Below are 25,367 nucleotides of genomic sequence, written 5' to 3'. Positions count from 1 at the left end.
ATAGCTTACTTCGTAGAGCGAGTCATTTACTGAGGACCACTTCGCGTAGTAGCTCATAACCAATCAAGTTTCACCTGTAGCTCACTTTCTTGGATGAACCTTGCATGGAGTGCGCTTATCCACACCAAAATTTCTTCTAATATTGGTCTCACGCAAGTGGCTTCATGCCATTTAGATTTCGCTTTTCAGCTCATCTTCATGGTGAAACTATTGCATAGAGTAGTGCTAACTGCTTACACGTTTTTACGTGTAAGCAGAGCCACTACTTCTACGTGACTTGTCTGAGGGAACATATCTACAGGTTGTGCGACTTCTAGTTGGTATCCACCGTCTACTAGAATTTTAACGTCGCGGGCTAGTGTTGATGAATCGCATGACACGTAGACGATGCGTTTTGGTGCTGCTTCTAGCATTGTGTCTAGTAATGTTTTATCGCATCCTTTACGTGGTGGATCGACGACGATGACGTCTGGAACGATTCCTTGTTCGATCCAAGCTGGAATAACTTCTTCTGATTTTCCTACTGCAAATTCTGTATTTTCGAATCCATTTAATTTAGCATTCATGTTTGCATCGGCAATGGCTTCAGGAATGATTTCAACCCCATAAACTTTTTTGGCATGTTGTGCTAAGAATAATGTAATCGTTCCGATTCCACAGTAAGCATCGAATACGATTTCTTCTCCTGTTAGTCCTGCAAATTCAACGGCTTTAGAGTAAAGTGTTTCGGTTTGAACAGGGTTAACTTGATAGAATGAACGTGGTGAAATGGCGAAACGAATTCCGTTCATTTCATCATAAATATATCCTTCACCGTAAATGATGTTTGTTTTCTCACCTAAAATAGCATTTGTTACGTTTGGATTAATATTTTGAGCAATAACTTTAATCTGAGGGAATTTTTCTAATAAGCGTGACACAATACGATCCATATTAATGATTTTCTCTTTACGTGTCACTAAAATAACCATAATCTCATCCGTCTTAAATCCTGTGCGCACGATGACATGGCGTAAAATACCAGTATTCGACTCCTCATTATACGGACTTAGTTTTAAATCACGACAAATTCCACGCATCTCATGAATAATTTCATCTGAAATTTCAGTTTGAATTAAACAATGACGCATATCAATAATCTCATGGCTTCGTTTTTGATAGAACCCAGCCACTACATCACCATTAGCTAAACCAAATGGCACCTGCGTTTTATTACGATAACGCCAAGGTTCCTCCATTCCGATGGTCGGTAAAATATTCGCATCTTCAATATGACCAATGCGTTTGAACTGATTTACAACTGTATCATATTTCATTTGAAGTTGTCCTGGATAATTTAGATGCTGAACTTGACATCCACCACATTGTTTATAAATTTTACATGGCGGCGTCACACGGTCAGGACTCTCGACAAATAAATCAACTGCACGTCCAATGGCATACGTTTTTTTAACTAATGTTACTTTCATATTAACTTCTTCGCCTACTAGTGCATTTGTCACGAAAATAGGGAAACCATCAATTTTAGCAACACCTAAACCGTCATGTGTTAAACTTTCAATTTTTACATCATAATATTCATTTTTTACTACTGGTACACTTTTTTTCGACATTTTTCTATCACCTTTATTCACAAAGAGAGGGAGACTAAAATAAGCCTCCCCTGCCTTTTACTATTTCCAATCATATTTTCCTGTCTCAGGATTTAATGTTCCCCAACTTGGGTACTCTGCAATACTTGAAGGTTTAATTTCTTTATCTACTTCTAGCGTTGGAATTTCACCTAATGCTTCTTCTTGTTCTGCAGTTAACTCTGTTAAAGCATCCACACGTTTTTGAAAAGCGGCTGCTTCTTCAGGATAACTCGTTTGCATATAAGCGATATTTTTGTTAGCACGCTCAATATTAGCTACTGTAGGATATTCTTCAGCATATCCTACAACTTGCTCAACAATTGCAACGTCATGTTGTTTAATATAATCTAATTCTTCTGCACGATTTGTATCAACTAATGTCTTAGGATCTTCATTTGCCACAACTAATTGGAAGTTATAGGCCTGTGAAGAATTTGCATTAGCTTTATCCATTGCATCGATTAAATAATCTGAAATCTTCTCAGTGTTTGCCTGAGCAGTCGTAAGTGCTGTTGTTGAATCAACACGAACATCAATATAAACAATCATTCCTTCAACCGTAATATTAACAGATTGTACACCGGATAGACCACTTCCATAAGACTGTGCATCATTTATAATTGATTGATCAATTGTCACTAAACCATCTAAACGGTCACCATATTGCGGTTTTCCTGCTGCTTTAGTGGGTTCAATATAAAAATAACTGATGACATTGTAAGCAAATAAAACCGTTACAACCGCTAAGACTCCAATAAAACTATATAAGGCAATCTCATTTTTACTACGAGCTTTCTTTCCTTTAGACGTCTGAGTCTTTGGTTTTTCGTTCGTTGTGTTTTTCTTTTTCTCTGTTGCCATACGATCACTCCCTTTTCATGATTTGTTTATAAGTATCATCTTAGGATGTTATGATTTTTTTCATTTACAACTTATTATACCACACGTCGGCTTAGCATTCTGCAAAATGTTTTGCAAGACCACCTTGTGCTGTTTCACGATACTTCGCCATTAAGTCGTGACCTGTCTCTTTCATGGTTTGCATCACTTGATCAAGTGTAATTGTATGATATCCATCTGTTAACATGGCATATTTAGCTGCATCATAGGCACGTTTAGCTGCAACCGCATTACGCTCAATACAAGGAACCTGAACGTAACCAAAGACAGGATCACATGTCATTCCTAAATGATGTTCAAGTCCAATTTCTGCTGCATACTCACAATGTAAGTTTGAAGCCCCTTTTAAATAAGCAACAGCTGCTGCTGCCATTGAACAAGCAGAACCTACCTCACCTTGGCATCCAACCTCTGCTCCTGAAATTGAAGCATTTGTTTTAATTAAGTTTCCAATTAATCCTGCTACTGCTAATGCATCAACTAATTGATCATCACTATATCCTTCAAATTGTTGAAGCGCAAATAAGGTTCCCGGAATGACACCAGATGCTCCACAAGTTGGAGCCGTTACAACAACATCTCCACTCGCATTTTGTTCAGACACGGCTAAAGCATAAGCATAAATTAAAACTGATAAATCTTCTGGCATTGATTTAGCATGCTCATGAAACTGTTTAGCACGACGTGGATAATTTAGTTTTCCAGGTAAATTTCCCTCAGCCTTTAAACCATTCTCTAACGTTTCACGCATCACCGTTAAAATCTCAACTAAATAAGGTTTAATATCCGATTCATGCTCATAGACATAGTCTGCTAATGTCCAATTTTTCTCTTCACACACTTTTAAAATATCAGCCATTGTTGAATCTGGATAAGCCGCTACTACTTCATTGCGCCCTTGTCCTTCCTCAATAATTGATCCTCCTCCAACAGAATAAACAGTCCAATCTCCTAATGCCTCACCTGCCTCGTTATACGCAATAAATTGCATGGCATTTGGGTGGAATGGACGGAAGTCTTCTGGACGCCATGTAATTTTAACAGGCTTTGGATCCATAGTTTTAATAATGATATAGTCAGTTAGGTGCCCTTCACCTGTTGCCGCTAAACTTCCATATAAAACTGCCTCATAAGATGAAGCCTCTGGATAACGTCCCATAAAAACTTTTGCTGCACGTGCTGGACCCATTGTATGAGAACTCGATGGTCCATTTCCCACTTTATATAATTCACGTAAACTTTCCATATCTTTACCTCTTTCCTTACTAAATGTCCGACAATGTTGTATACCTCAAGGTTTTCTATACCAATAAGACGTTAACAAATTCTTCCTCATTATCTTATTATAAGCCTAATTCAATTTTTAATTCAAGCATTGCATCACGTAACGTTGCAGCTGTTTCAAAGTCAAGTGCTTTAGCAGCTTCCTTCATTTCTTTTTCTAATTTAGCCATCAGTTTTTCTTTATCTTTACGCGACATTTTCTTATCATATTTAGCTTCTTTCTCAACAACCTCAGTCGCTCGAATCACATCTCGAACATCTTTACGAATTGTCATTGGAATAATGCCGTGTTCTTCATTGAAATTCTCTTGAATTTCACGACGACGACTGGTTTCTTCAATCGCACGTTGCATTGAACCGGTCATCTTATCTGCATATAAAATAACACGACCATCTGCATTACGCGCAGCACGTCCAATCGTTTGGATTAATGAGCGATCACTACGTAAGAATCCTTCTTTATCTGCATCTAAAATAGCGACTAAGGATACCTCTGGAATATCAAGTCCTTCACGAAGTAAGTTGATTCCGACTAAAACATCATAAGTTCCAACACGTAAATCACGAATAATCTCAATACGCTCAAGCGTCTTAATTTCAGAATGTAAATAAGCGACTTTAATTCCAAGTTCTTTTAAATAATTCGTTAACTCTTCTGACATTTTAATCGTTAATGTTGTCACTAAAACACGCTCATTTTTTTCAATACGTTTATAGATTTCACCCACTAAATGATCAATTTGTCCACGACTTGGATGAAGCTCAATAATTGGATCAAGTAATCCAGTTGGACGAATAATTTGCTCAACCACTTTATCTGTACGGGCTAACTCATAATCACCTGGTGTTGCAGAAACATAAATCGCCTGATGAATTTTTTCTTCAAATTCATTAAATTGTAACGGGCGGTTATCAAGAGCTGAAGGTAATCTAAATCCGTGATTCACAAGTGTCTCTTTACGCGCACGGTCACCATTGTACATTCCTCTGACCTGAGGTAGCGTCACATGTGATTCATCCGCTACTAACAACCAATCATCTGGGAAGAAATCAAGTAAGCAATACGGAGTTGCTCCACGTTCACGAAGTGATAATGGACCAGAATAATTCTCGACTCCAGAGCAGAATCCCATCTCAGCCATCATCTCTAAATCGTAACGCGTACGTTGCTCAATTCGTTGCGCTTCAATTAACTTTTCTTCCGACTTAAAATATTCAATTTGTTGCTCTAATTCTTCTTCAATATTCTTAAGAGCGATTTTCATACGCTCTTCACCTGTTACGAAGTGAGAAGCTGGGAAAATGACAACATGTTTACGTTCACTTAACACTTCACCCGTCAACGTATCAATTTCACGAATACGATCAACTTCTTCTCCAAAGAACTCAATACGAATCGCATTCTTCTCTGTTGCAATCGGTAAAATTTCTACGATATCACCTCGAACTCTAAACGTCCCACGGTGGAAATCAATATCATTACGCTGATACTGAATACGAACAAGCTCTTTTAATAAATCATTACGTTCCATTTCCATTCCGACACGAATCGAAACCATCATACTCTTATATTCTTCAGGATCTCCAATCCCATAAATACACGAAACTGAAGCAACTACAATTACATCATTTCGTTCTAATAAGGCAGCAGTTGCCGAGTGACGTAATTTATCAATTTCATCATTTGTCTTCGCATCTTTTTCAATAAATGTATCTGAAGATGGAACGTAGGCTTCTGGTTGATAGTAATCATAATAACTAACAAAATACTCAACCGCATTATTTGGGAAAAATTCTTTTAACTCACTATACAGCTGACCAGCCAATGTTTTATTATGCGCCAGTACTAAAGTTGGCTTATTAACAGCTTGAACAACATTTGCAATCGTAAATGTCTTACCCGTTCCAGTTGCTCCAAGCAAAACTTGTTCTTTAACTCCATGCTCAATATTCTCAACTAGTTGCTTAATTGCCTTTGGTTGATCACCTGATGGAGAGTATTTCGAAACAATTTCAAACTTATTATTTGGCATTAAACGTCACCTCACATTATCCCCATTATATCATACCTAAAACACACGTACTATCTCTATATACAAGACGATAAACAATTCATAGTATTAAAACGACTTACTCCCCTAATCCTTTTAATACTAAGTCATCTATGCTATGGAATTCATGTTTTTCCGTAACTGATAGGAAATAAGATATTCTATCTTTATACTAAAATTTTTTGACCTAGCAGTTAAAAATTATTTAACAAACAAAATGCTAACGTCCAGTATTCAAACACAATCCCTTTATCTCATTATTAAATCTTTCCACTTTTAACATTACTTTAAACCTTTTTCGTTAACAAAAAAACTCACCACTTTTATGTGGCGAGCGTCCTTGTTATTCTTGTATTAAAACTTCAAGTGCTGTTTGTAATTGAGTATCATATTGTTTATCACGAACTTTATTACGTAAAGCTAATGTTAATTCACTTGCTGTTTTATTATCAATAATTCCTGTGACTAGAATTTCATTATCTGCTTGGAAGTTTTCAACAGCTGATACTGTTGATTTATCATAATATCCATCATGGCGTCCAACTTGATAACCTAAGGCTGTTAAAATATTTTGTGCATTCGCTATAGAACTATCTACCATGTCATACTCTAAAGATTTTCCATCTGTTAAGTAGACTTGATAGTAGTAATAAAATTCTGGCGCTTCAACAACTAGAGTAGGTTCTACCCCTACTTCGTTAATCCAATTTCCATCTGGTGTTTTCCAAACTTGTGTTGTTAATTTTAATGAAGAATGATCATCAAGTGGCATTGAAACTTGAACGGTTCCTTTTCCATATGATGTTGTTCCGATAACGGGATATCCGCCTGCCTCTTTCATCGCAGCGGCAAATATTTCGGATGCAGAAGCACTTCCTTCGTTAATTAACGTAACAACTTCATAATCTTTCCCCTCAGAACTTGTCATATATTGAGTTCCTTTACCTTCACGATTTTCAATCGTTGTAACGACTTTGTCTGGCGGTAAAATATAATCAACCATTTCAACAACACTTGTTAAATATCCTCCTGAATTGTTACGTAAATCAACAACTAAGGATTCCATTCCTTGATTTTCAAGTGACTCAATTCCTTCTTTAAATTCATTCGCTGTATTTTCACCAAATGTTGTCACCTGTAAATATCCAATCTTTTTATCTCCAATGGTCATTAATTCAGTTTTAACTGTTTCTTGTTCAATTGCGCGTCGTTGGACTTCAATATAAATTAATTCCGGATTATCGTTACGTTGGATACCTAAAGTGACCGTTGTATCCACAGGGCCTTTAATCTTATTAGTTACTTCTTGTAAGTTTTGTCCTACAACGTTCTCGCCATCAATTTCAACAACTAAATCATTGGCTAAAATCCCAGCTTCATCTGCAGGAGAATCTGGAAATGGTGACACAATCATTGTATAACCATTAATACTTGTTACTTCACAGCCAATACCTGAATAAGTTTCTTCTAGATGCTCAACAAAGTTTTCGTAGTCACTCATCGTAAAATACGTAGAGTGTGGATCATCTAATGAACTAATCATTCCAGAAATAGCCCCATCAATTAAAGCTTGATCATCACCATCATAAAAATAATAATATGTTTTCAATGCGTCATAAACTTGAGTAACTGAAGATGTTTCACCGTAATTAGAAGGTGAGACAATCGTTTGTACTTGCGTAGCAGGTTTAAATACTAACGATAAAATTAAAGTTACGACTACACCTAGACTAAAGCTTCCAATGATGAGAAACGTTTTATTTCGTTTCATCATATCACTCCTTTTCCATTCAACGGAACGAATATAACCTCTATAGTATTTCCTATCTATTCCAAATAATGTAGACTTTATCGGTTTATCTTTATTTTATCAATTTTTAGTAACATTGTCATGACTATAAAATGGAATAAATTAGATTAAAATGAGGAAAAGACGTATAAAAAGACTAAATCTCCATTTATAAACACATTCTTATTTAATAGTGTAAAAAAAAATGAGCCAATTGGCTCATCTTTTCGTTACCATCTAGATGGGAAATTAATATACTTACGTGGATTAACCGCATAAGGATAATTATAATAACCATCATACATTTCAAAGTGTAAATGGGCCCCAAAGGAGTTACCAGTGTTCCCCATGGTTCCAAGTTGCGTCCCTTGATTTATCTGTTGTCCGACAGATACTAAAGGTTTTGAGTGCATATGTGCATAAACAGTTGTAATTATTTTTCCATCCATATTATGTGAAATCATAACATGCCATCCATAAGCTGCATGCCAGCCTGAACGAATAACTGTTCCAGATGCTGCTGCTAAAACTGGGGTTGATGTATCACCTGAGTTTCCTAAGTCAATTCCAGTATGATTTGAATAACACATAAACTCACAACTTACATATCCTGTTTTTAATGGAATAATAAATCCGCCTGATGTCTGAGAAACTAATAAATTCTTTTGTTCTTCTGCAATTGCAATAATTTCAGCTTGAGATAAACGTTCACTCTCTAATTCTTGAATTTGCTTTGCAATAGCTGCCTTCTGGCTTTGAAGTTTTTCTTCATAAGCCTCTAAATTTGCACGCTCTTGTTCTAAACTTGCTTTGCTTGCAGCTAATTCTTCCTTTTGAACTTTAAGAGAAGATAATAAGTTTTGTTGTTCTGACACTAAAGATTTTAATTGATCCATTGCCTCTGCATCACTTTCAGCAAAGTGTGTCACAACACGTAAGTTTTTAATAAAATCAACGATACTTGTTGATTGAGAAATAACTTCTAAAATCGTATTTGTACGAGATAATCGTTGTGAAACTCGCGCACGCTCACCTACAATTTCTTTCAATTCAGAAATTTGACCCTCTAGTTGCTCAATTTGATTCTCACTAGTCGAAATCTCACTTTCTTTTTGTTTAATTTGTTGCATATAAGAAGAAATCGCATTCTCTGTCATCGAGATTTTATCAAGTATTGCCCCAATATCTTCTTGAACGGCATTCAATTCCTGCTGTGCATCATTTTGTTGATTTTTAATATCTGAAATTTGACTTTGGGCCTGGTTAATTAATGCATCACATTCTTCAGTTGTTGTACATGTTGTTGTTGCCTCGGCAGTTAAATTCTGCTTAGGTGCAAAATGCAATGCCGTTAACACGGTTAAGCTAATTAAAAGTTTTTTAACCACGAAAGTTCCTCCTTCCTCATTTAATCATTAAATTTTTAATGAGTAACGAATTACGGCGAAGAAACTTCCGATTAAACTAATAGCAATTGAAATAATTCCAATTCCAAATGATAAAGTATACACTAACGGAAGTGGTGCAGTTAATTGGAACATTGGAATGACTAAGACTCCACCAAATAATTCATATAAGTATTGATATCCAAAAACTGTAAACAAAATCGGTCCAATAGCTCCAAGCACCCCAATAATTAACCCTTCTACTAAGAATGGTACAGTAACATGAGTAGCAGAAGCCCCGACTAACTTCATAATCTTAAGCTCATTTTTACGAGCATAAATTGTTAATTTGATTGTATTTTGAATTAAAAAGACTGCTAATACTAATAATACTACTACAATCCATGAGAATGATTCACGAATCATTTTTGTAATATTAGCAAAAGCTGCTAATGATGATTCTTCACCATAATCGACATAGCTAATATTAGACATCTCTTTAATTTCTTTAGCAACTTGATCGACATGATTAACAGCGTCGGCTGATACAACTAATGTCCCAACTAATGGATTTTCATCGCTTGTATTTTCAAAGAAAACAGCTAACTCTGGATCATCGTTACCAATACGATCGATAAAATCTTGATAGTTTTGCTCTTTAGTTGTGTACTCAACATCAACTACATAAGAGTTTTGTTCTATCGTGTCAATTGTAGATTGAATTTGTTCTGGTGTTGCCACTTTATCAAATTCAACAAAGATTTTAATTTCATTTTCTAATTGCTCTGTAAATTCATTTGAATTATGAGCAAATAAAACAAATAATGAACATAAACTTAAAGTAATCGTTAACGTAAAGATTGAAGAAATCGACATAAATAAGTTACGCCAAATATTCTTTAATCCATCACGAATATAACGGAAAAGTTGTCTAATTAGCATCATAATATCCCTTCACCTCATCACTAAAAATTGTTCCATGATCAACGGTTAGGACACGACAATCTGATTCAAAAATCAACTCATGATCATGCGTCGCCATAATAATCGTTTTACCTTCGCTATTTAATTTTTTAAGAATAGAAACAATTTGTTCAGAATTTTCAGGATCTAGGTTTCCTGTTGGTTCATCGGCAATAATAATCGCTGGATTATTGGCAATCGCACGAGCAATTGCAATACGTTGTTGCTCTCCACCAGACAACTGATTTGGATAGAAACGCATTTTACTTTTTAATCCAACTAATTCGATTGCTTTAATTGCTTTTTCACGCACCTCATTTGCTGGAAGACCAATGGCTTCTAAAGCAAATGCAACATTTTGATAAACCGTTAGTTTCTGTAATAATTTAAAATCTTGGAATACGACTCCAATTTCACGACGTAATTTTGGTACTTTGAATCGACTTAACTTTGTCACATCATGACCATTTACTATAATTTGTCCACCTGTAGCTTGTTCTTGACGATTAATCATTTTCAAGAATGATGACTTACCAGCACCACTTGGTCCGATTACAAAAACGAACTCGCCACTTTCGATATTTATATTAATATTATGAAGTCCAATAACTCCATTCGCATACTTTTTATTTACATTTATAAATTCAATCATAATCTCCCCACCTATCTCTTGTAGAATCGAATTTATTATAACATACTAATCGACACTTACATTTTTTATACGACAATTGCCAACAAATAACAAATGTTATCCACATCTTTGTAAAAAAATAATAACAATAATAATATTTTAGCATACAAAGAGAGATAATAGTATAATATGTCGACGATTTCCCTTCAACTTTTACACTGTTTACATATTATCTTTATCTGTTTAACCATAAAGAGTTTTTTTTTGGAACAAAAAAGCATCTTTTCCTATTTGAAAAGATGCTTTTTATATTAAGCTGGATAAACTAAGTTCTCTTCTTTAATAACATTTAATGTATTTTCAAGGAATTTTTGGGCCTCATATTTAGCCATTGGCAAATTCATATCTAAATAGTTTCCACAGTCACGAGCACTTGCTCCTGGAACTTCACCTTCATAAGTCGCAACAAATTCAAAGGTTTCCTTAATTAAATCTACAACGTCACCTGATTTTAAATCACCTTTTAAAATTAAATAAAACCCTGTACGGCATCCCATTGGGCCAAAATAAATGGTTTGCTCAGCTGCCGTTGCATGGTTACGTAAAAACGTTGCTGCTAAATGTTCAATTGTATGAATTTCAGCGTTATTCATAACAGGCTCACGGTTTGGTAATTTTGTACGAATATCAAAAGTTGTCACAACTTCTTCTCCAATGACATCTTGACGTGAAACATAAATTCCACGTAATAAATCTTCATGATTTACAGTAAAGCTAGGAATTTTCTTCATTTAAAACACACTCCTTTGACTAACACTATCTCATTGAAAGACTTAACCCCCTCTGAACTTCATTAGTTAAGAAGGGGTTATTCTTATTAAATTATTATGCCTCATCTACTATACTTTCGTCAAATCATGATGAAGTATTAAATTGAATATCGTAAATAAGCATCAATAAATCCATCTAAGTCTCCATCCATGACTGATTGAACGTTCCCTACTTCATATGAAGTACGGTGATCTTTAACTAGTGAATACGGGTGGAAAACATATGAACGGATTTGACTTCCCCATCCAATCTCTTTCACTTCACCACGGATTTTTGCTAACTCTGCTTCTTGTTCTTCAAGCTTACGTTGATATAATTTTGATTTTAACATCTCCATCGCTGCTTCACGGTTTTTAATTTGTGAACGTTGATTTTGACACGTTACAATCGTATTCGTTGGAATATGAGTAATACGAACAGCTGAATCAGTTGTATTAATATGTTGTCCACCAGCTCCACTGGCACGATATGTATCGATTTTTAAATCTTCTGCACGAATTTCGATATCAATATCCCCTGAAAATTCAGGCATCACATCACATGAACAGAATGAAGTATGTCGTCTCCCTCCTGAATCAAATGGTGAAATACGGACTAAACGATGAACACCACGCTCTGCTTTAAAGTATCCAAATGCATTTGTTCCTTTAATTTTAATCGTCACACTCTTAATTCCGGCTTCTTCTCCGACAAGGTAATCAAGAACCTCGATTTTAAATCCTTTACGCTCAGCATATCGAGTATACATACGATATAACATCTCAGCCCAATCTTGAGATTCTGTTCCACCTGCCCCTGGATGTAACTCTAAAATTGCATTATTAGCATCATAAGGTCCACTTAATAAAATTTCTAATTCAAATTTGTTTAAATGTTCCGAAACTTCTTCAATTTGTGATTCTAATTCAGCTTGTAAATCAGCATCCGGTTCTTCTAAAATTAATTCAAATGCCACGGCCAACTCTTCTACTTCGCCTTCTAACGAGTAAAATGTATTAACTTTATCTTTAATTGCATTCGCTGCATTAATAACTTCTTGGGCCTTACGTTGGTCATCCCAAAATCCTGCTACCTGCATTTGATCATCATACTCTTTAATTTCCGCTTCTTTTTGCTCAACGTTCAACGAATCTTTAAATTGATTGATACGCTCAGACATTTTCTTAATCTCTGATCTTATTTCATGAATTTCCATTATCGTCACCACTTCTTCATGTCAACTTTTATTAACTTATGCATCATTTAAGAAAACTTTAATGAGACTATAGTTCTACTTTATATCAAATTATTTGAATAACCAAGACTATTCTTCAATCTCTATCTTATTAATCGTTTGGTAGATAGTAATTCCTTCTTAAACGAAAAACAAGTTCAACTGATATTTAAAACATCAGTTGAACTATGATTTCAATCTATCCAATTAGTGTTCTTGTCCACAACATTGTTTATATTTTTTCCCACTACCACATGGACACTCATCATTGCGTCCCACTTTATCAGCTTGACGTGTTACCGGGCGTTTTTTCTCTTCTTTTCCACTATTTGTAGCTGTTGGTTTCGCTACTTCCTCACGTTGTAAGTTTTGGCGAATCTCAGCACGTAAAATGTAACGAGTGACATCATCTTCAATACGTTCAATTAAACGATTGAACATTTCAAACCCTTCAGATTGATACTCATGAAGTGGATTAATTTGTCCATAAGAACGTAAATGAATTCCTTGGCGAAGAGCATCCATTGCATCAATATGATTCATCCAATGCGTATCAACAACACGTAAAACAATAACTTTTTGGAACTCATGGAAGATTGATGGATCAATTGATTCCTCTTTTTGACGGTAATTATCCTTCACAAGAGTTGCAATATATTCAATCATCTCACTTGTTGATTTTCCTTCAAGCTGAGATTTTTCTACATGATCAACTGGGAATAAGTTTGTATTTAAGTAGTTTAATAACCCTTCATAATTATACTCAGTTGATGATTTAGCATCAGAGGCTTCCGCTGGAGCAAATTGTTCTACTAAACGTGTGATTGAAGAATCAATCATCGCAAAGATTACTGATGTTAAATCTTCAGTTTCTAAAATATCTTGACGTTGCCCATAAATCACTTCACGTTGACGACGGATAACATCATCATACTCTAATAAATTTTTACGCATATCATAGTTATTACCTTCAACACGTTTTTGTGCAGATTCAACGGCTTTTGTTACCATTTTACTTTCAATCGGTTCATTTGGATCCATTCCTAATTTATCAACCATTTCGTGCATGCGATCAGAACCGAAACGACGCATTAATTCATCTTGGAATGATAAATAGAAGCGTGTATATCCAGGATCTCCTTGACGTCCAGAACGTCCACGTAACTGATTATCAATACGACGAGACTCATGACGTTCTGTCCCGATAACAGCTAATCCACCTAAAGCCTTAATTTCATCTGTTAATTTGATGTCAGTCCCACGACCTGCCATGTTTGTTGCAATCGTAACAGCACCTTTTTTACCAGCATCCATAATAATTTCTGCTTCACGCTCATGGTTTTTCGCATTTAAAACGTTATGAGGAACCCCTTTACGTTTTAACAACTGAGAAATATATTCTGATGTTTCAACTGCAACTGTTCCAAGTAATACAGGTTGTCCTGTTTTATGACGATTTACGACTTCCTCTACTACCGCGTTGAACTTTGCATTGACATCTTTATAAACTAAATCTGGTGCATCAATACGCGCGATTGGACGGTTTGTTGGCACTTCAACAACCATCATATTATAAATGTTACGGAATTCTTCCTCTTCTGTTTTAGCAGTCCCTGTCATCCCTGATAACTTATTGTATAGACGGAATAAGTTTTGGAATGTAATCGTTGCTAATGTTGAAGTCTCTTGCTTAATTTGAACATTTTCTTTAGCTTGAATCGCTTGATGAAGACCTTCTGAATAAGCACGTCCTTTCATCAAACGTCCTGTAAACTGGTCAACAATTACGATTTCTCCATCTTGAACCACATAATCAACATCACGTGTCATAACAAAGTTTGCTTTTAATGCATTATTAATATGGTGTAATAATACAGCATGTTTAATATCATATAAGTTATCAATGCGGAAAGCACGTTCTGCTTTTTCAATCCCGCCTTCATTTAACTGAATATTTTTCGTTTTAATATCAATATTATAATCTTCTTCATCACGTAATGACTTAACAAAGCGGTCAGCTAAAACATAAAGATTGGCTGTACGTTTTTGTCCACCTGAAATGATTAACGGTGTACGAGCCTCATCGATTAAAATTGAATCGACCTCATCGACAATCGCATAATTTAATTTACGTTGACACATTTGTTTTGCATAAAGCACCATATGATCACGTAAATAATCAAATCCTAACTCATTGTTCGTTGAATACATGATATCACATGCATATTGAGCCTTCTTCTCTTCAGAAGACATTCCAACTAAATTTAATCCAACAGTTAAGCCAAGCCAACGGTATAACTCACCCATTTCACGAGCATCACGACTCGCTAAATATTCATTGACAGTAATGATATGAACCCCTTTACCAGATAACGCATTTAAGTAAGCTGGCATCGTAGAAGTTAATGTTTTTCCTTCCCCAGTTCTCATTTCTGCAATATTACCACCATGTAATGCAATTCCCCCAATAATTTGCACTTTAAATGGTGTCATACCAAGCACACGTGTTGAGGCTTCACGTACAACAGCGAAAGCTTCAACTAATAAATCATCTAATGATTCACCTTTTTCAATTCGCTCTTTAAACTCTAATGTTTTATTTTGAAGTTGCTCATCTGTTAATTGTTGCATATGTGGTTCTAATGCAATAACCTCATCTGCTAATTTATCAGCACGCTTTAATACTTTGACACTTGGGTCTAACATTTTTTTAATTGCTGCAATCATCATCATCGCTCCTTGTTTCTATATCGTCACTAAAAAATTAGCTACATACCTTTAAATATAGTATTAAATAAGTGTAAAAAATATCATTTGAAAATAATTTATTAATTTGTATATTGTTTACAATTATTTTATTAACATAATGTTACCACTTTTAAGAGAACATGTACATAAAAAATCACCCCCCCATTTGGGTAATTTACGTACAGAAATATGATTATTTCAACTAATAACATACTTTAATTAATGAAATACATACTAAAATGAGAATACACACCCATTTTATCACTAAAATTAACTTAAAAAGCTGCCTCTGGCAGCTTTTTAAGCATCTTTTTAAATCAAATTTTATATGCACATCAAAGAGACTATCTAATTAGATAGCCTCTAAATTATTATCGAAAATTAATTATTTGTTTCAATGACACCGTACTTACCATCTTTACGACGATAAACCACACATACGGCATCTACTGCCATGTCACGATACACATAGAAATCGTGTCCTAGTAAATCCAATTGCATAATCGCTTCTTCTACATCCATCGGTTTTAAATGAACATTTTTCACTTTATAAGGGACTTCATCCTCCGCTTGATGAGTGACTGGTGTATCATCAACCGTTACAAAGTAATCGCTGATTCCTTCACGTTCACGAATTTTTTTATTAGCTTTTGTTTTATTACGGCGAATTTGTCTTTCTAATTTATCTACAACCAAATCAATTGCTGCATATAAATCATCATTTTCTTCTTCAGCACGTAAAATGAACTGATTTCCTGGAATCGTTACTTCAACTTTTTGGATGACATCATAGATTTTAATGTAAACACGGGCTTCTAAATCTTGATTATTTGGTAAGAAACGTTGTAAGCTACCTACTTTATCCTCAATGTAATTTTTAATAGCCTCTGTTACAACGAAACGATTAGCTCCCCTGATTTGAATTCTCATTAGAATCACTCCTATCTATCTGATGTACCTTTATTATACTACAAACATTTGGAAAAAGAAAGCGTTTTAAAAAACTTGTCTATTTGTGTAACGATTTTTTTATCAGATGTTTGTAGCCCTTGTCGAATCACTCTTATCGAATCATCAAACACTGCTTTAAAACACCATTTGTGTCTAAAAGTGACTTATATAATTGTAAGCATTTATAGGCAAAAATATTCCAAAAACCTCTCACAAAATACTAATAAATCCTTCTTGTTCTATTTTTTCAGGTATCATAGATGTTATTTTTATAGTCTTTCCCCCCTCTCCTTTAAACTGTAATGCTTCTAGTAAGATTTCACTTAACTGATCGTCTACATCATAAGCGATTAACTCTTTAATATCTGATTTAAATTTTAGAAGCCCTTGATGAAGTGTTGGAAGTATGACTTCTAATAACACAAAATCACCAAGATTAAGACGTCTTATTAATTCACGCATAAATTCATTATCTTCATACATTTGAAGGGGAAATGCGATTAATTTATTAGGAATCATCTGCTCATGACATCTTTGACAGAGTTTTGGTTCTACATGGGCAAACACCATCGAAAAACTATTAATGACAATTAAATTTTTACAAATGAGGCACTTCATCTTTTAATAGTCCTCGCTCTCTTGCCTTTTTATTCATCATTTTAATTTGCTCCCGGGCATCATCCATTGCTTGAGTTACGCCATAATGAAAAAAGACGATTTCACCATGAGGAAACTTAGGAGAACGCCCGACCCGACCACTAATTTGAACTAATGCACTTTCTTCAAAAACTTCGTGCTCTGCACCTAAAATGGCAACATCAATATCTGCAATCGTCACTCCACGCTCTAAAATCATCGTCGTAATCAAAAACTGTCCATCCCCTTCTTTAAATCGACGAACTTTATCTAACCGATTAGAATCACCCGAATAAACAAATTCAACCTCAATTTTTAGTTGCTTCTTGAGCGCCCTAGCTAACTGATGTCCCGCTTCAATAGTTGGTACAAATAATAAAGCACGTCGTTTCATCTCTATTTTTTGAAACATCCACTTTTTAACTGATAAAGGTAGCCTTTGACGTGAAATCTTCTGCTCAAAATGACCACACCATTTGAATTTTGGAATATCTAATGGATACAAATGATACCGTGCTGGAATGAGACAACACTTTAAATCACCCTTTTTAATCCGTCGTTGATCTTGCTTTGAAGGAGTTGCAGATAAATAAATCGTGGCACACCCTGGCACACAAGCTTTATTGGCAAGCCTTGGCAACATCGCATCAAACGTATAGGGGAAAGCATCCACTTCATCAATAATCAAAAACTCAAACGCCTGATAAAAGCGAATCAACTGATGGGTCGTTGTAATCACGATATCTCCATACTTATCTTTTTCATCTGAACCTCCATGCAATCCAACGACCAAGGCATTAGGAAAAGCCTGACGCAAACGTGGTACTAATTCAACAACGACATCCGCCCTTGGTATCGCCCAACAAACTCGCTTTCCCTCTTTCAACGCACAAGAGATTGATTCAAACATCATTTCTGTTTTACCTGCTCCACAAACCGCCCAATTCATACCTATATAACCTTTATTTAGTATCTCTTGGCTAAAATTCGAACCCTCCTGTTGCAAGGTCGATAATTGAAAATCAGCATTCAAAACATGCGCATTATGAGTGATCGTGGCCTTCCTTTTCGAACGATACAACAAACTATGTTGATTAATCTGCTTAAAATCCAAACACTCCCGGCAATACGTCAATCGCTCACCACGATACACATACTGACCAAAGGATTTCTCATTTAAGCACCGTGAACAGAACCAATGTCCGTCACGTTTTTCAAGGCCTTTGATTACCTCAAGTTCTTCTTTATCTAAGCGTCTATCATTCGATATCATCTCATATTCCTGCGCTGTCCACTCACGGCCACACAAATCTTGCATCAACATCACTCCTTACCTTAACATACGTCAACCCTTCTTTAATTCCTTTAAAAAAGTGAGGATAAAAATCCTCACTTAATAGTCTCAACTTCACATCGTGGTAATAACTCTTCATAATCCTTTAAAATAACGTGTGCCGTTTCAAATGTCATCGCATTCGCACTCGATAAAGCAATCGCTTTTTTTAACATCACTGCCGGCTCATCACCTTCATCAAACGAAATACACATAGAAGCAACAACCGTATCACCACAACCTAGCGTACTTTTAACATCAACATCAGGTGCCAATCCTTTCCATACACCCTTTTGTGAAACTAGCATGGCTCCCTCTTTTCCAAGCGAAATCAATACATACTCAATCCCTTCTTGGCAAAGATGTTGTGCAAACTCAATCATTTCTTCTTGCGTTGCTGATTTCACTCCCATTAATTCAAACATCTCATCTTTATTCGGCTTAATAAGTTTAGGCTTTTGCTTAATCGCAACCTTTAATAAAGCTCCTGATGCATCTACAATAACCGTATGACAATTTGCTTTTGCAAGTTGAATCAACTCCGTAAAATAAGCTTCATCAACTCCACGAGGGGCACTACCACAAATCGCCACAACACTACTCACCTTAGCAAGCTCCTCTACTTTATGAATCAATGCCTCTTTTTCAGCAGAACTCACCTCAGGGCCCTTCTCTAAAATTTCCGTTCGTTTCCCTGACTTATCAAAAAGCTGAATATTTGTACGAGTCTGCCCTTCAATCGCAATAAAATGATCATTAATTTTCTCATCTTCAAAACACTGTTTAAAAATAGGGGCTACAATTCCACCTAAAAAGCCTGTTGCATTAACTTCACGTTTAAAATCACGTAAAACTTTCGCCACATCAATTCCTTTTCCTGCAGCTGAACTATTTAAAATATCGGCACGATTTGTTTCTCCAACCTGAAGACTTTCAGATTCCATCAATTTATCTAAAGCTGGATTTAAAGTAATCGTCGTAATCATAGTTATCACACTCCTTCAGGTTTAGTATATTCCAAACAGAGTAAATCATTTACTAAAAAGACTGACTCTTTCGAGTCAGTCTTCAAAAATTATTTTACTTGTTTTTTATCATTCTTATTTCTTTTAATATAAGAAACAAAACCAAGTAATGTTGAAAAAACACCTAACGTCATCCATCCCATTAACGTATAACCTGTTGCAGGTTTATTAGTCGTTGTTGATGATTGAGTGGTTGAATTAGTATTTTCTTCTGGTTTTGGTGTTTCAGGTTTTGAATCATCTGGTTTTGATGTATCCTTTATGAAAGAATTCAAATAACTAATCACATCGCTTTGATTAGTGTCCACAGTTAAAATTAAAGAAATACTTTCATTAGCACTTGTTAATAAAACTGAATATTGAACTTCATTACTTCTAGTTTTCAACATAGATACACTTACTGTAAAATTAGATAATTTCTCAAACATTGATTTAACATCTGATAAACTTGCACCTGTTATATCTAAAATTAACGGTTTATTAACGACTCCTGTTCCTGTTACTGGTTTAATAACCGTTGAATCAATCGCATCTTTAATTGAATCTGGGATGATATAATTTGGTTTTTCAGGTACAACTGGCTCTTCAGGTTTTGGTGTTTCAGTTGAACCATTTGAACTAATCTCGGTTCCAACTGTAATAACAGTTGGCTCTGTTTTATTTGTTGCCATAATACCTAAAAACTCTTCGCTTTCAAGCAATAAGGTTTCTAAACCATTAAAATCAAATCCACCCTTTTCATTAATCGTTGGATAGTTTTTCATATCCACATTTTCAAACCAACTAGATGGAACAGATTCCCCATTAATATTTTTACCATCAAGATAGTTAGTTTCACTTGCTAAACTTGACTGTCCAGTCAACTTAATATCATCTACTTTACCACCGTTATAAGAAACAAAGTGATCTAACTTATAGTTTGTTTCTTTATAAGATGTATATAATGAAAGGTTTGTTCCACCGTTATTAAATGAGACAGTATTATAAACTTGAACGTCTGGTCCGCTGTTACTTGTAACGCCTTTAGCATAGTTGTTGAATGAAATACTATTTCTTAGAATGTGATTCCCCGGCATACTTTCTCCACCAAGTTTAAATCCATTTCCTTCACCCACCACTGTTTTCTCAGGATCTGTTGTAAAGTATCCATTTTCATACGCAATTGAAGACTCAACAACAACTTGTCCGATGCTTCCTGATGTTGATTTAGCATATAAATCCCAACCATCATCAATATTGTTATGAGAAATACAGTAACGGAAAATATTCCCAATACCTGCCGTGATTTTAGCTGCAAACCCATCTGCATCATTAGCATTAGCATCCATGTTGTCATAAGACTCAACACTTTGTACTAAGTTATAGCTTGGCCACATACTCTTATCTTCAGAAGCCGAGCCACTAATTTGTACTCCTGTCGTTCCATTTTTATAGACTTTCAATTGTTCAACAATATTATGATTCCCTTGAATTAATAATGGTTTTGCATTATCTTGTGAATTACAAATTTCAAATCCAAAGAAGTGCCAATAGTCAGCATTAATAGTAAATCCACCTTTTGGTGATTGTGATAAATCAATCACCACACGTTTACCAGGTTCGGCCATTAATGTAATCATCTCATCAGCTGTTCCGTCATGTCCACGGTCAATCGTAATGGCTTCTGTCAAATAATATGTTCCTTCAAGTAAGATAATTTCCTGTCCCGGTTGAGCATACGCAACTGCCGTATAAATATCTAAAGGACTTGCTTTTGTTCCTAGTCCTGCTTGACTTCCTGTTGTTGAAACATAAATTGCATTTTCACTTGTTCCAAATGAGTTGCAAGAAATGGTTACATTTAAAGTCATTGTGTCATATGAAGATAATTCTTGATATTCGGTTAAAGTCGGTTGATTAATAGATGGCGTAAATTCTACTTTATATTGATTATCTCCAGTTGCTAACGTCAATTTGTTTAAAATACGTTGTCCCGATTCTAACGGTAAATCTTTATATAATGTTTTACCTGAAGCATCTTTAATGCTATACGTCCCAGCTACATTTGATGTCACAGATAATTCATAATTTGTATCCGCTGTCGTTTTTGTTGTATCACTTGAAAACTTAGGCGTAACGTACTCCACTGGTCTTTCCATCGGAGCTTCATCATCTGCTGGTGAAATTAATGTTAACTCGATATCAGAAACAGTAACTGCAACCCCTCGAGATGCCATCATTCCAACATAAATTGATTCTTCATCTTGAACGGTTAATAATTCATTATCATAGTCATAATAAATCACTTGATTAGTTGTCTCATTATTTAAAATCGCATGATACCCTGTATTTGATTTGCGAAGTGTTAACGTATAAACATCTCCTACTTGATAATGAGGTTTTGATGGATCGTTAAAGTTTTCTTTATTAAAATCCCAGTCAAATACAGAGGTATTAATTAATTTACGATCAATCGATGGTGTTGTTGGACCCTCTTCATAACCTGTTACAAAACGACCACCAGGAATTCCATTATACGTCGTCACATCGTGTTTATAACGTGCAAATACAGCTCCGGCAGAGTTAAAGTAACGTGCATTCGTATTATTTAACTCCAGAGCATCAATCGCCATAACTCCAAATCCTGATTGACCATCATACGTTTTCCCACTAACTGTTGTCGCATCCACTTTGAATGTTGCTGTTAACGTAAAGTTTTCGGTAGATGGTAACTCAGTGTAGTAGAATGTCATCCCATCTTCACTATCTGCAATCTTACCGTTTGATGCTGAGATTGTCACAGTTCCATCTTCATTTTCAGTCACAGTTCCCGCTGCATTTGAACCGATTTGTCCAACACTCCAAATTTCAGGAGCATCCTTTAATACTTTCGTAACGGTTGCCTCAACTGTATCTTCTCCACGAATAGCACTGACTTTTACAACGTATTTTGTTCCAACTGTTAAATTTGGAATATTAAGTTGAGTATTAGTTGTTTTCTCAGTGATGATTTGATACGTATCTGTTCCATCTTCTTTGATTGCTACTTGATAGTACTCAGCCTCTTCAACTGACTCCCATTCTACATTTAACGAATGATTTTCACCTGTTAAAACTTTTGTAATCGCGAAGCTCTGTAATGGTTGGATAAAGTTTTTGAACTCAAACGTTGTTGATAACTTGACTTCTTCCTCCCCACTACGAGTTGCTTCTGCTAAGATTTTATAATCGCCACTCGCATTTGGGGTTAACTGTGCAACACCAGATGTTGAGTCTTTTTTAACGACTTTACTATCCACAACTTCATCATTAGCATCTAATAATTTAATTTCTAATTTGTCAGCCCCTGCATCACCAATAACCATTTCCCAAGCGACATCAATTAAAGCTTTATCTTCATCATTAACATTAGCGCTAGAAATAACCGGTGATATAACTGACTCCCAAGCAGGACGTTGTACCTCACCTTTTGTTTGGGTGACATCTAAGTAATAAACATTGACCCCACTTGCTAAAGAAGCAATATAATAATCTCCAGCTTCCGTTAATGTCACGTATTTAGCCTCTAATGGATTTTCATTCGCTACTTTAATTGTTGTTACTAATGTATTTGTATCAGCTTTATAAACACCAAGTTCTCGCTCTGCACTAGATGATGCTGATAAGGCATAAAGCTTCAACTCTGCTTCTTTATCTGTACTAAAGTGAACCGAACGAGAATCTTTGCTTCCTGTTCCATTTAATTTCAAACGTTGTGTAAACTCAATTCCCTCATCACTTGTTTTCTTATGAGCATCAATCGTTGTTCCCGATTTAATTGTAAACTCTTCTAAGTCTAAATCAGACGCAATATCACCAACTGGTAAATCAGATACATTTAAAATACTTTGTACTGTTTCCCCTGCTGTACTGCCTGTCACTTCTTTTCCATCAACCACAAGTTTAATATTACTGAATGTCACATCCGCATTTCTAGCTACAAACATTCCTACATAAACATATTCGGAATCAATGCTTGTTAATGGGAAATCAAAGCCTCCCGTAATCGTTTGTTCATTTCCTAACGTTGCAGCATATCCATCACTATTGCTCTCAAGTTTTAACTCAATTGAATCCCCTGCTTTAATTTCATTAATCATTGTACCACCCTGAGTTAAAACTCCACTTTTACGAGCAAAAGAATTCCATACCTCACCCACAGGTTTGGTTAAATTAAGAGGAGCAGCCGCCACATAATCCCCAATTGGATCTCCAATATTTTTGTCTACATACATATCGTCTCGAGCCATTAATCCAAAAGACACTTGATTATTAGACTTAAAACTATTAACTTTTGCAGTCGCTGTTAACGTAAAGGTACTCCCAACAGGCACTTTATAATAATACATCGCAAGACCATCAACAGCTGAAGCAATTTTACCTTTATCATTTTTTACTGCAATATGCATATTACCATCAGCATCAGTTTCTAAAGTAAAATTATCAGTCGTTGGTTCTCCCCCAACATTCCCAAAAACAGAACCTTTAAAAATTCCATAATCATCCCAAAGAATACTATCCTCCAGGTTATTATCATATGACGGTGCGACATAGTCAGGATTTGACTTTAAATACTCTTCCTTAGTTGGAGCACTACTAATAGCTGATTCAAGAACATATTCAGATAAGCCACTAATATTTAATTGCTTAATTGTTTTCGCAATAAAGTATGCATTATAGTGTGCACCCCAAATATTTGTGTGCGTATTATCTACTGATGCCTCTTTATTAGAAGTCCAGGCATGAAGATTTAATGTCTCACTTGGTTTTAACTCGTCGTATAAAGACTTAGTTAAAGAAGTTAAGTCAACAACAGCTACATTCAAATCTTTTCCTAAATCTCGAACTGCTTGTGGATAATCTCCACCTTCAAATTCTCCAGACGTTGCCGTAACATGTAACTCTGACTGTGTCCAATCACCACTTGCACTACGTCTGACAATCGGTGTCATTAAAACAGAAGTAACTCCTTTTTCACTTGCCGGTCTAATATAATTTTCGTACAAAGAGTTTGCAAAACTTCCTGTTACCGTATAATCTCCATTTGGATTCGTATAACGTTCAGCCTCTGTTTTCTCATCGTTATGACCAAATCCGATAAAGAGATAATCACCCTCATTCATTCCGTCTAATAATATTTGATATTCTGGTTCAGTTATAAAACTCTTAGAACTTCTACCTGACAGCGCAATGTTTTTCACTTCAAATCGTTCACTATCAAAATACTTATCAATTTGAGTTCCCCATCCATAACGAGGGTAGTAATATTCATCTGTAAAATATGAAACCGTTGAATCACCTACAATCCAAATTGTTTGTTTTGCCTTTACTGTTCTTACCTCCTCAGTTAAAACATCTTGTTTTCCTTCTATCTCAATCATTGATAATTTCTCATCAGATGAATTCAATTCTTCATTACTTGAATCTAGACTTTCCTCTACCTGATCAATCTCTGTCCCAATTGTTATTTCAGTTTTTTCTTCTGAAGGGACTTGTTCAATGACCTCCTCTGTAATTAAAACATTCTCAGAACTTTCTTCCGCCTGTACCCTCGATAGATTAATATTAAAACTCGAACACAACATTGAGACTGCTAACAAAGTTGAAAGTCTCTTTTTTACTTTTTTCAAATTCACGAATAATTCCCCCCGGATTCACTACTTAAGTAGCATCGTTCATTTTACGAATAGTTTTTCATTTCCTTCTTAATTAACCGATTAAAATTCTTTACTCCCTCCATTCTAATTTCACATTAATTCACAAGATAATAACGCCACACTGTAAACGGTTACGTTGTCGAACCATGACAGAAAAGAGGAAAAAAATTCGCTTTAACGTGCGGCATTCGTATTTCCGAATATAGTAGTTTTCCTAATACACTTTAACCATATTTTGAAGACAGAAAAGTCTACTTTCTTTTATCTTGGCGAAAAAAAGACTGACCCTTTGGAGTCAGTCTTTTAAATTATTTTACT

General features: G+C 35.3%; 16 protein-coding genes. All 16 read right to left on the bottom strand.

Annotation, left to right across the window (positions count from 1 at the left end):
• Window positions 1–233 precede the first annotated feature (233 nt).
• Window positions 234–1,613: a 23S rRNA (uracil(1939)-C(5))-methyltransferase RlmD gene (rlmD, locus tag J6D32_RS00080; protein ID WP_132942573.1), complete on the bottom strand. Its 1,380-nt coding sequence runs from the start codon at window positions 1,611–1,613 to the stop codon at window positions 234–236.
• Window positions 1,614–1,673: 60 nt separating this feature from the next.
• A complete protein-coding gene (locus J6D32_RS00075; protein ID WP_006784633.1) occupies window positions 1,674–2,495 on the bottom strand; it encodes a hypothetical protein in 822 nt (273 codons plus the stop codon).
• Window positions 2,496–2,586: 91 nt separating this feature from the next.
• The gene (locus tag J6D32_RS00070) at window positions 2,587–3,780 is read right to left on the bottom strand and encodes an L-serine ammonia-lyase (RefSeq protein WP_006784632.1); all 1,194 of its coding nucleotides are present in this window, start codon (window positions 3,778–3,780) and stop codon (window positions 2,587–2,589) included.
• 97 nt (window positions 3,781–3,877) lie between these two features.
• Window positions 3,878–5,851: an excinuclease ABC subunit UvrB gene (uvrB, locus tag J6D32_RS00065; RefSeq protein WP_006784631.1), complete on the bottom strand. Its 1,974-nt coding sequence runs from the start codon at window positions 5,849–5,851 to the stop codon at window positions 3,878–3,880.
• Window positions 5,852–6,212: 361 nt separating this feature from the next.
• The gene (locus tag J6D32_RS00060; protein WP_006784630.1) at window positions 6,213–7,640 is read right to left on the bottom strand and encodes a S41 family peptidase; all 1,428 of its coding nucleotides are present in this window, start codon (window positions 7,638–7,640) and stop codon (window positions 6,213–6,215) included.
• A 248-nt stretch (window positions 7,641–7,888) separates the two neighbouring features.
• Window positions 7,889–9,046: a murein hydrolase activator EnvC family protein gene (locus tag J6D32_RS00055; RefSeq protein ID WP_006784629.1), complete on the bottom strand. Its 1,158-nt coding sequence runs from the start codon at window positions 9,044–9,046 to the stop codon at window positions 7,889–7,891.
• A 27-nt stretch (window positions 9,047–9,073) separates the two neighbouring features.
• Complete coding sequence (ftsX, locus tag J6D32_RS00050; RefSeq protein ID WP_006784628.1) at window positions 9,074–9,988, bottom strand: permease-like cell division protein FtsX; 915 nt, start codon at window positions 9,986–9,988, stop codon at window positions 9,074–9,076.
• Window positions 9,975–10,658, bottom strand: a complete 684-nt coding sequence (ftsE, locus tag J6D32_RS00045; RefSeq protein WP_006784627.1) for a cell division ATP-binding protein FtsE — start codon at window positions 10,656–10,658, stop codon at window positions 9,975–9,977. The genes ftsX and ftsE overlap by 14 nt, the downstream gene beginning before the upstream one ends.
• A 290-nt stretch (window positions 10,659–10,948) precedes the next feature.
• Window positions 10,949–11,428, bottom strand: a complete 480-nt coding sequence (locus J6D32_RS00040; RefSeq protein WP_006784626.1) for an S-ribosylhomocysteine lyase — start codon at window positions 11,426–11,428, stop codon at window positions 10,949–10,951.
• A 137-nt stretch (window positions 11,429–11,565) separates the two neighbouring features.
• Window positions 11,566–12,663, bottom strand: coding sequence for a peptide chain release factor 2 (gene prfB / locus J6D32_RS00035; RefSeq protein ID WP_006784625.1), 1,098 nt, complete (start codon window positions 12,661–12,663; stop codon window positions 11,566–11,568).
• A 225-nt stretch (window positions 12,664–12,888) separates the two neighbouring features.
• Entirely contained in the window at window positions 12,889–15,411 is a 2,523-nt protein-coding gene (gene secA, locus J6D32_RS00030) for a preprotein translocase subunit SecA (protein ID WP_006784624.1), read from the bottom strand.
• A 399-nt stretch (window positions 15,412–15,810) separates the two neighbouring features.
• Window positions 15,811–16,359 carry a ribosome hibernation-promoting factor, HPF/YfiA family gene (hpf, locus tag J6D32_RS00025; RefSeq protein ID WP_006784623.1) on the bottom strand — a complete coding sequence of 183 codons (549 nt, stop codon included), beginning with the start codon at window positions 16,357–16,359 and terminating at the stop codon, window positions 15,811–15,813.
• A 231-nt stretch (window positions 16,360–16,590) separates the two neighbouring features.
• A complete protein-coding gene (locus J6D32_RS00020; protein WP_009606116.1) occupies window positions 16,591–16,998 on the bottom strand; it encodes a hypothetical protein in 408 nt (135 codons plus the stop codon).
• Window positions 16,979–18,334: an ATP-dependent helicase ComFA gene (locus J6D32_RS00015; RefSeq protein WP_006784622.1), complete on the bottom strand. Its 1,356-nt coding sequence runs from the start codon at window positions 18,332–18,334 to the stop codon at window positions 16,979–16,981. The genes J6D32_RS00020 and J6D32_RS00015 overlap by 20 nt, the downstream gene beginning before the upstream one ends.
• A gap of 71 nt (window positions 18,335–18,405) precedes the next feature.
• Window positions 18,406–19,335 (bottom strand): 1-phosphofructokinase, encoded by a 930-nt coding sequence (gene pfkB / locus J6D32_RS00010; RefSeq protein WP_009606140.1) that lies wholly within the window; start codon window positions 19,333–19,335, stop codon window positions 18,406–18,408.
• Window positions 19,336–19,424: 89 nt separating this feature from the next.
• The gene (locus tag J6D32_RS00005; RefSeq protein ID WP_287467124.1) at window positions 19,425–25,028 is read right to left on the bottom strand and encodes a right-handed parallel beta-helix repeat-containing protein; all 5,604 of its coding nucleotides are present in this window, start codon (window positions 25,026–25,028) and stop codon (window positions 19,425–19,427) included.
• Window positions 25,029–25,367: the final 339 nt, after the last annotated feature.

Origin of the sequence: Turicibacter sp., from assembly GCF_017941855.1 — a bacterium.
Classification (GTDB): Bacteria; Bacillota_I; Bacilli_A; order MOL361; family Turicibacteraceae; genus Turicibacter; species Turicibacter sanguinis.
This window is presented reverse-complemented; position numbering and strand designations above follow the sequence as displayed.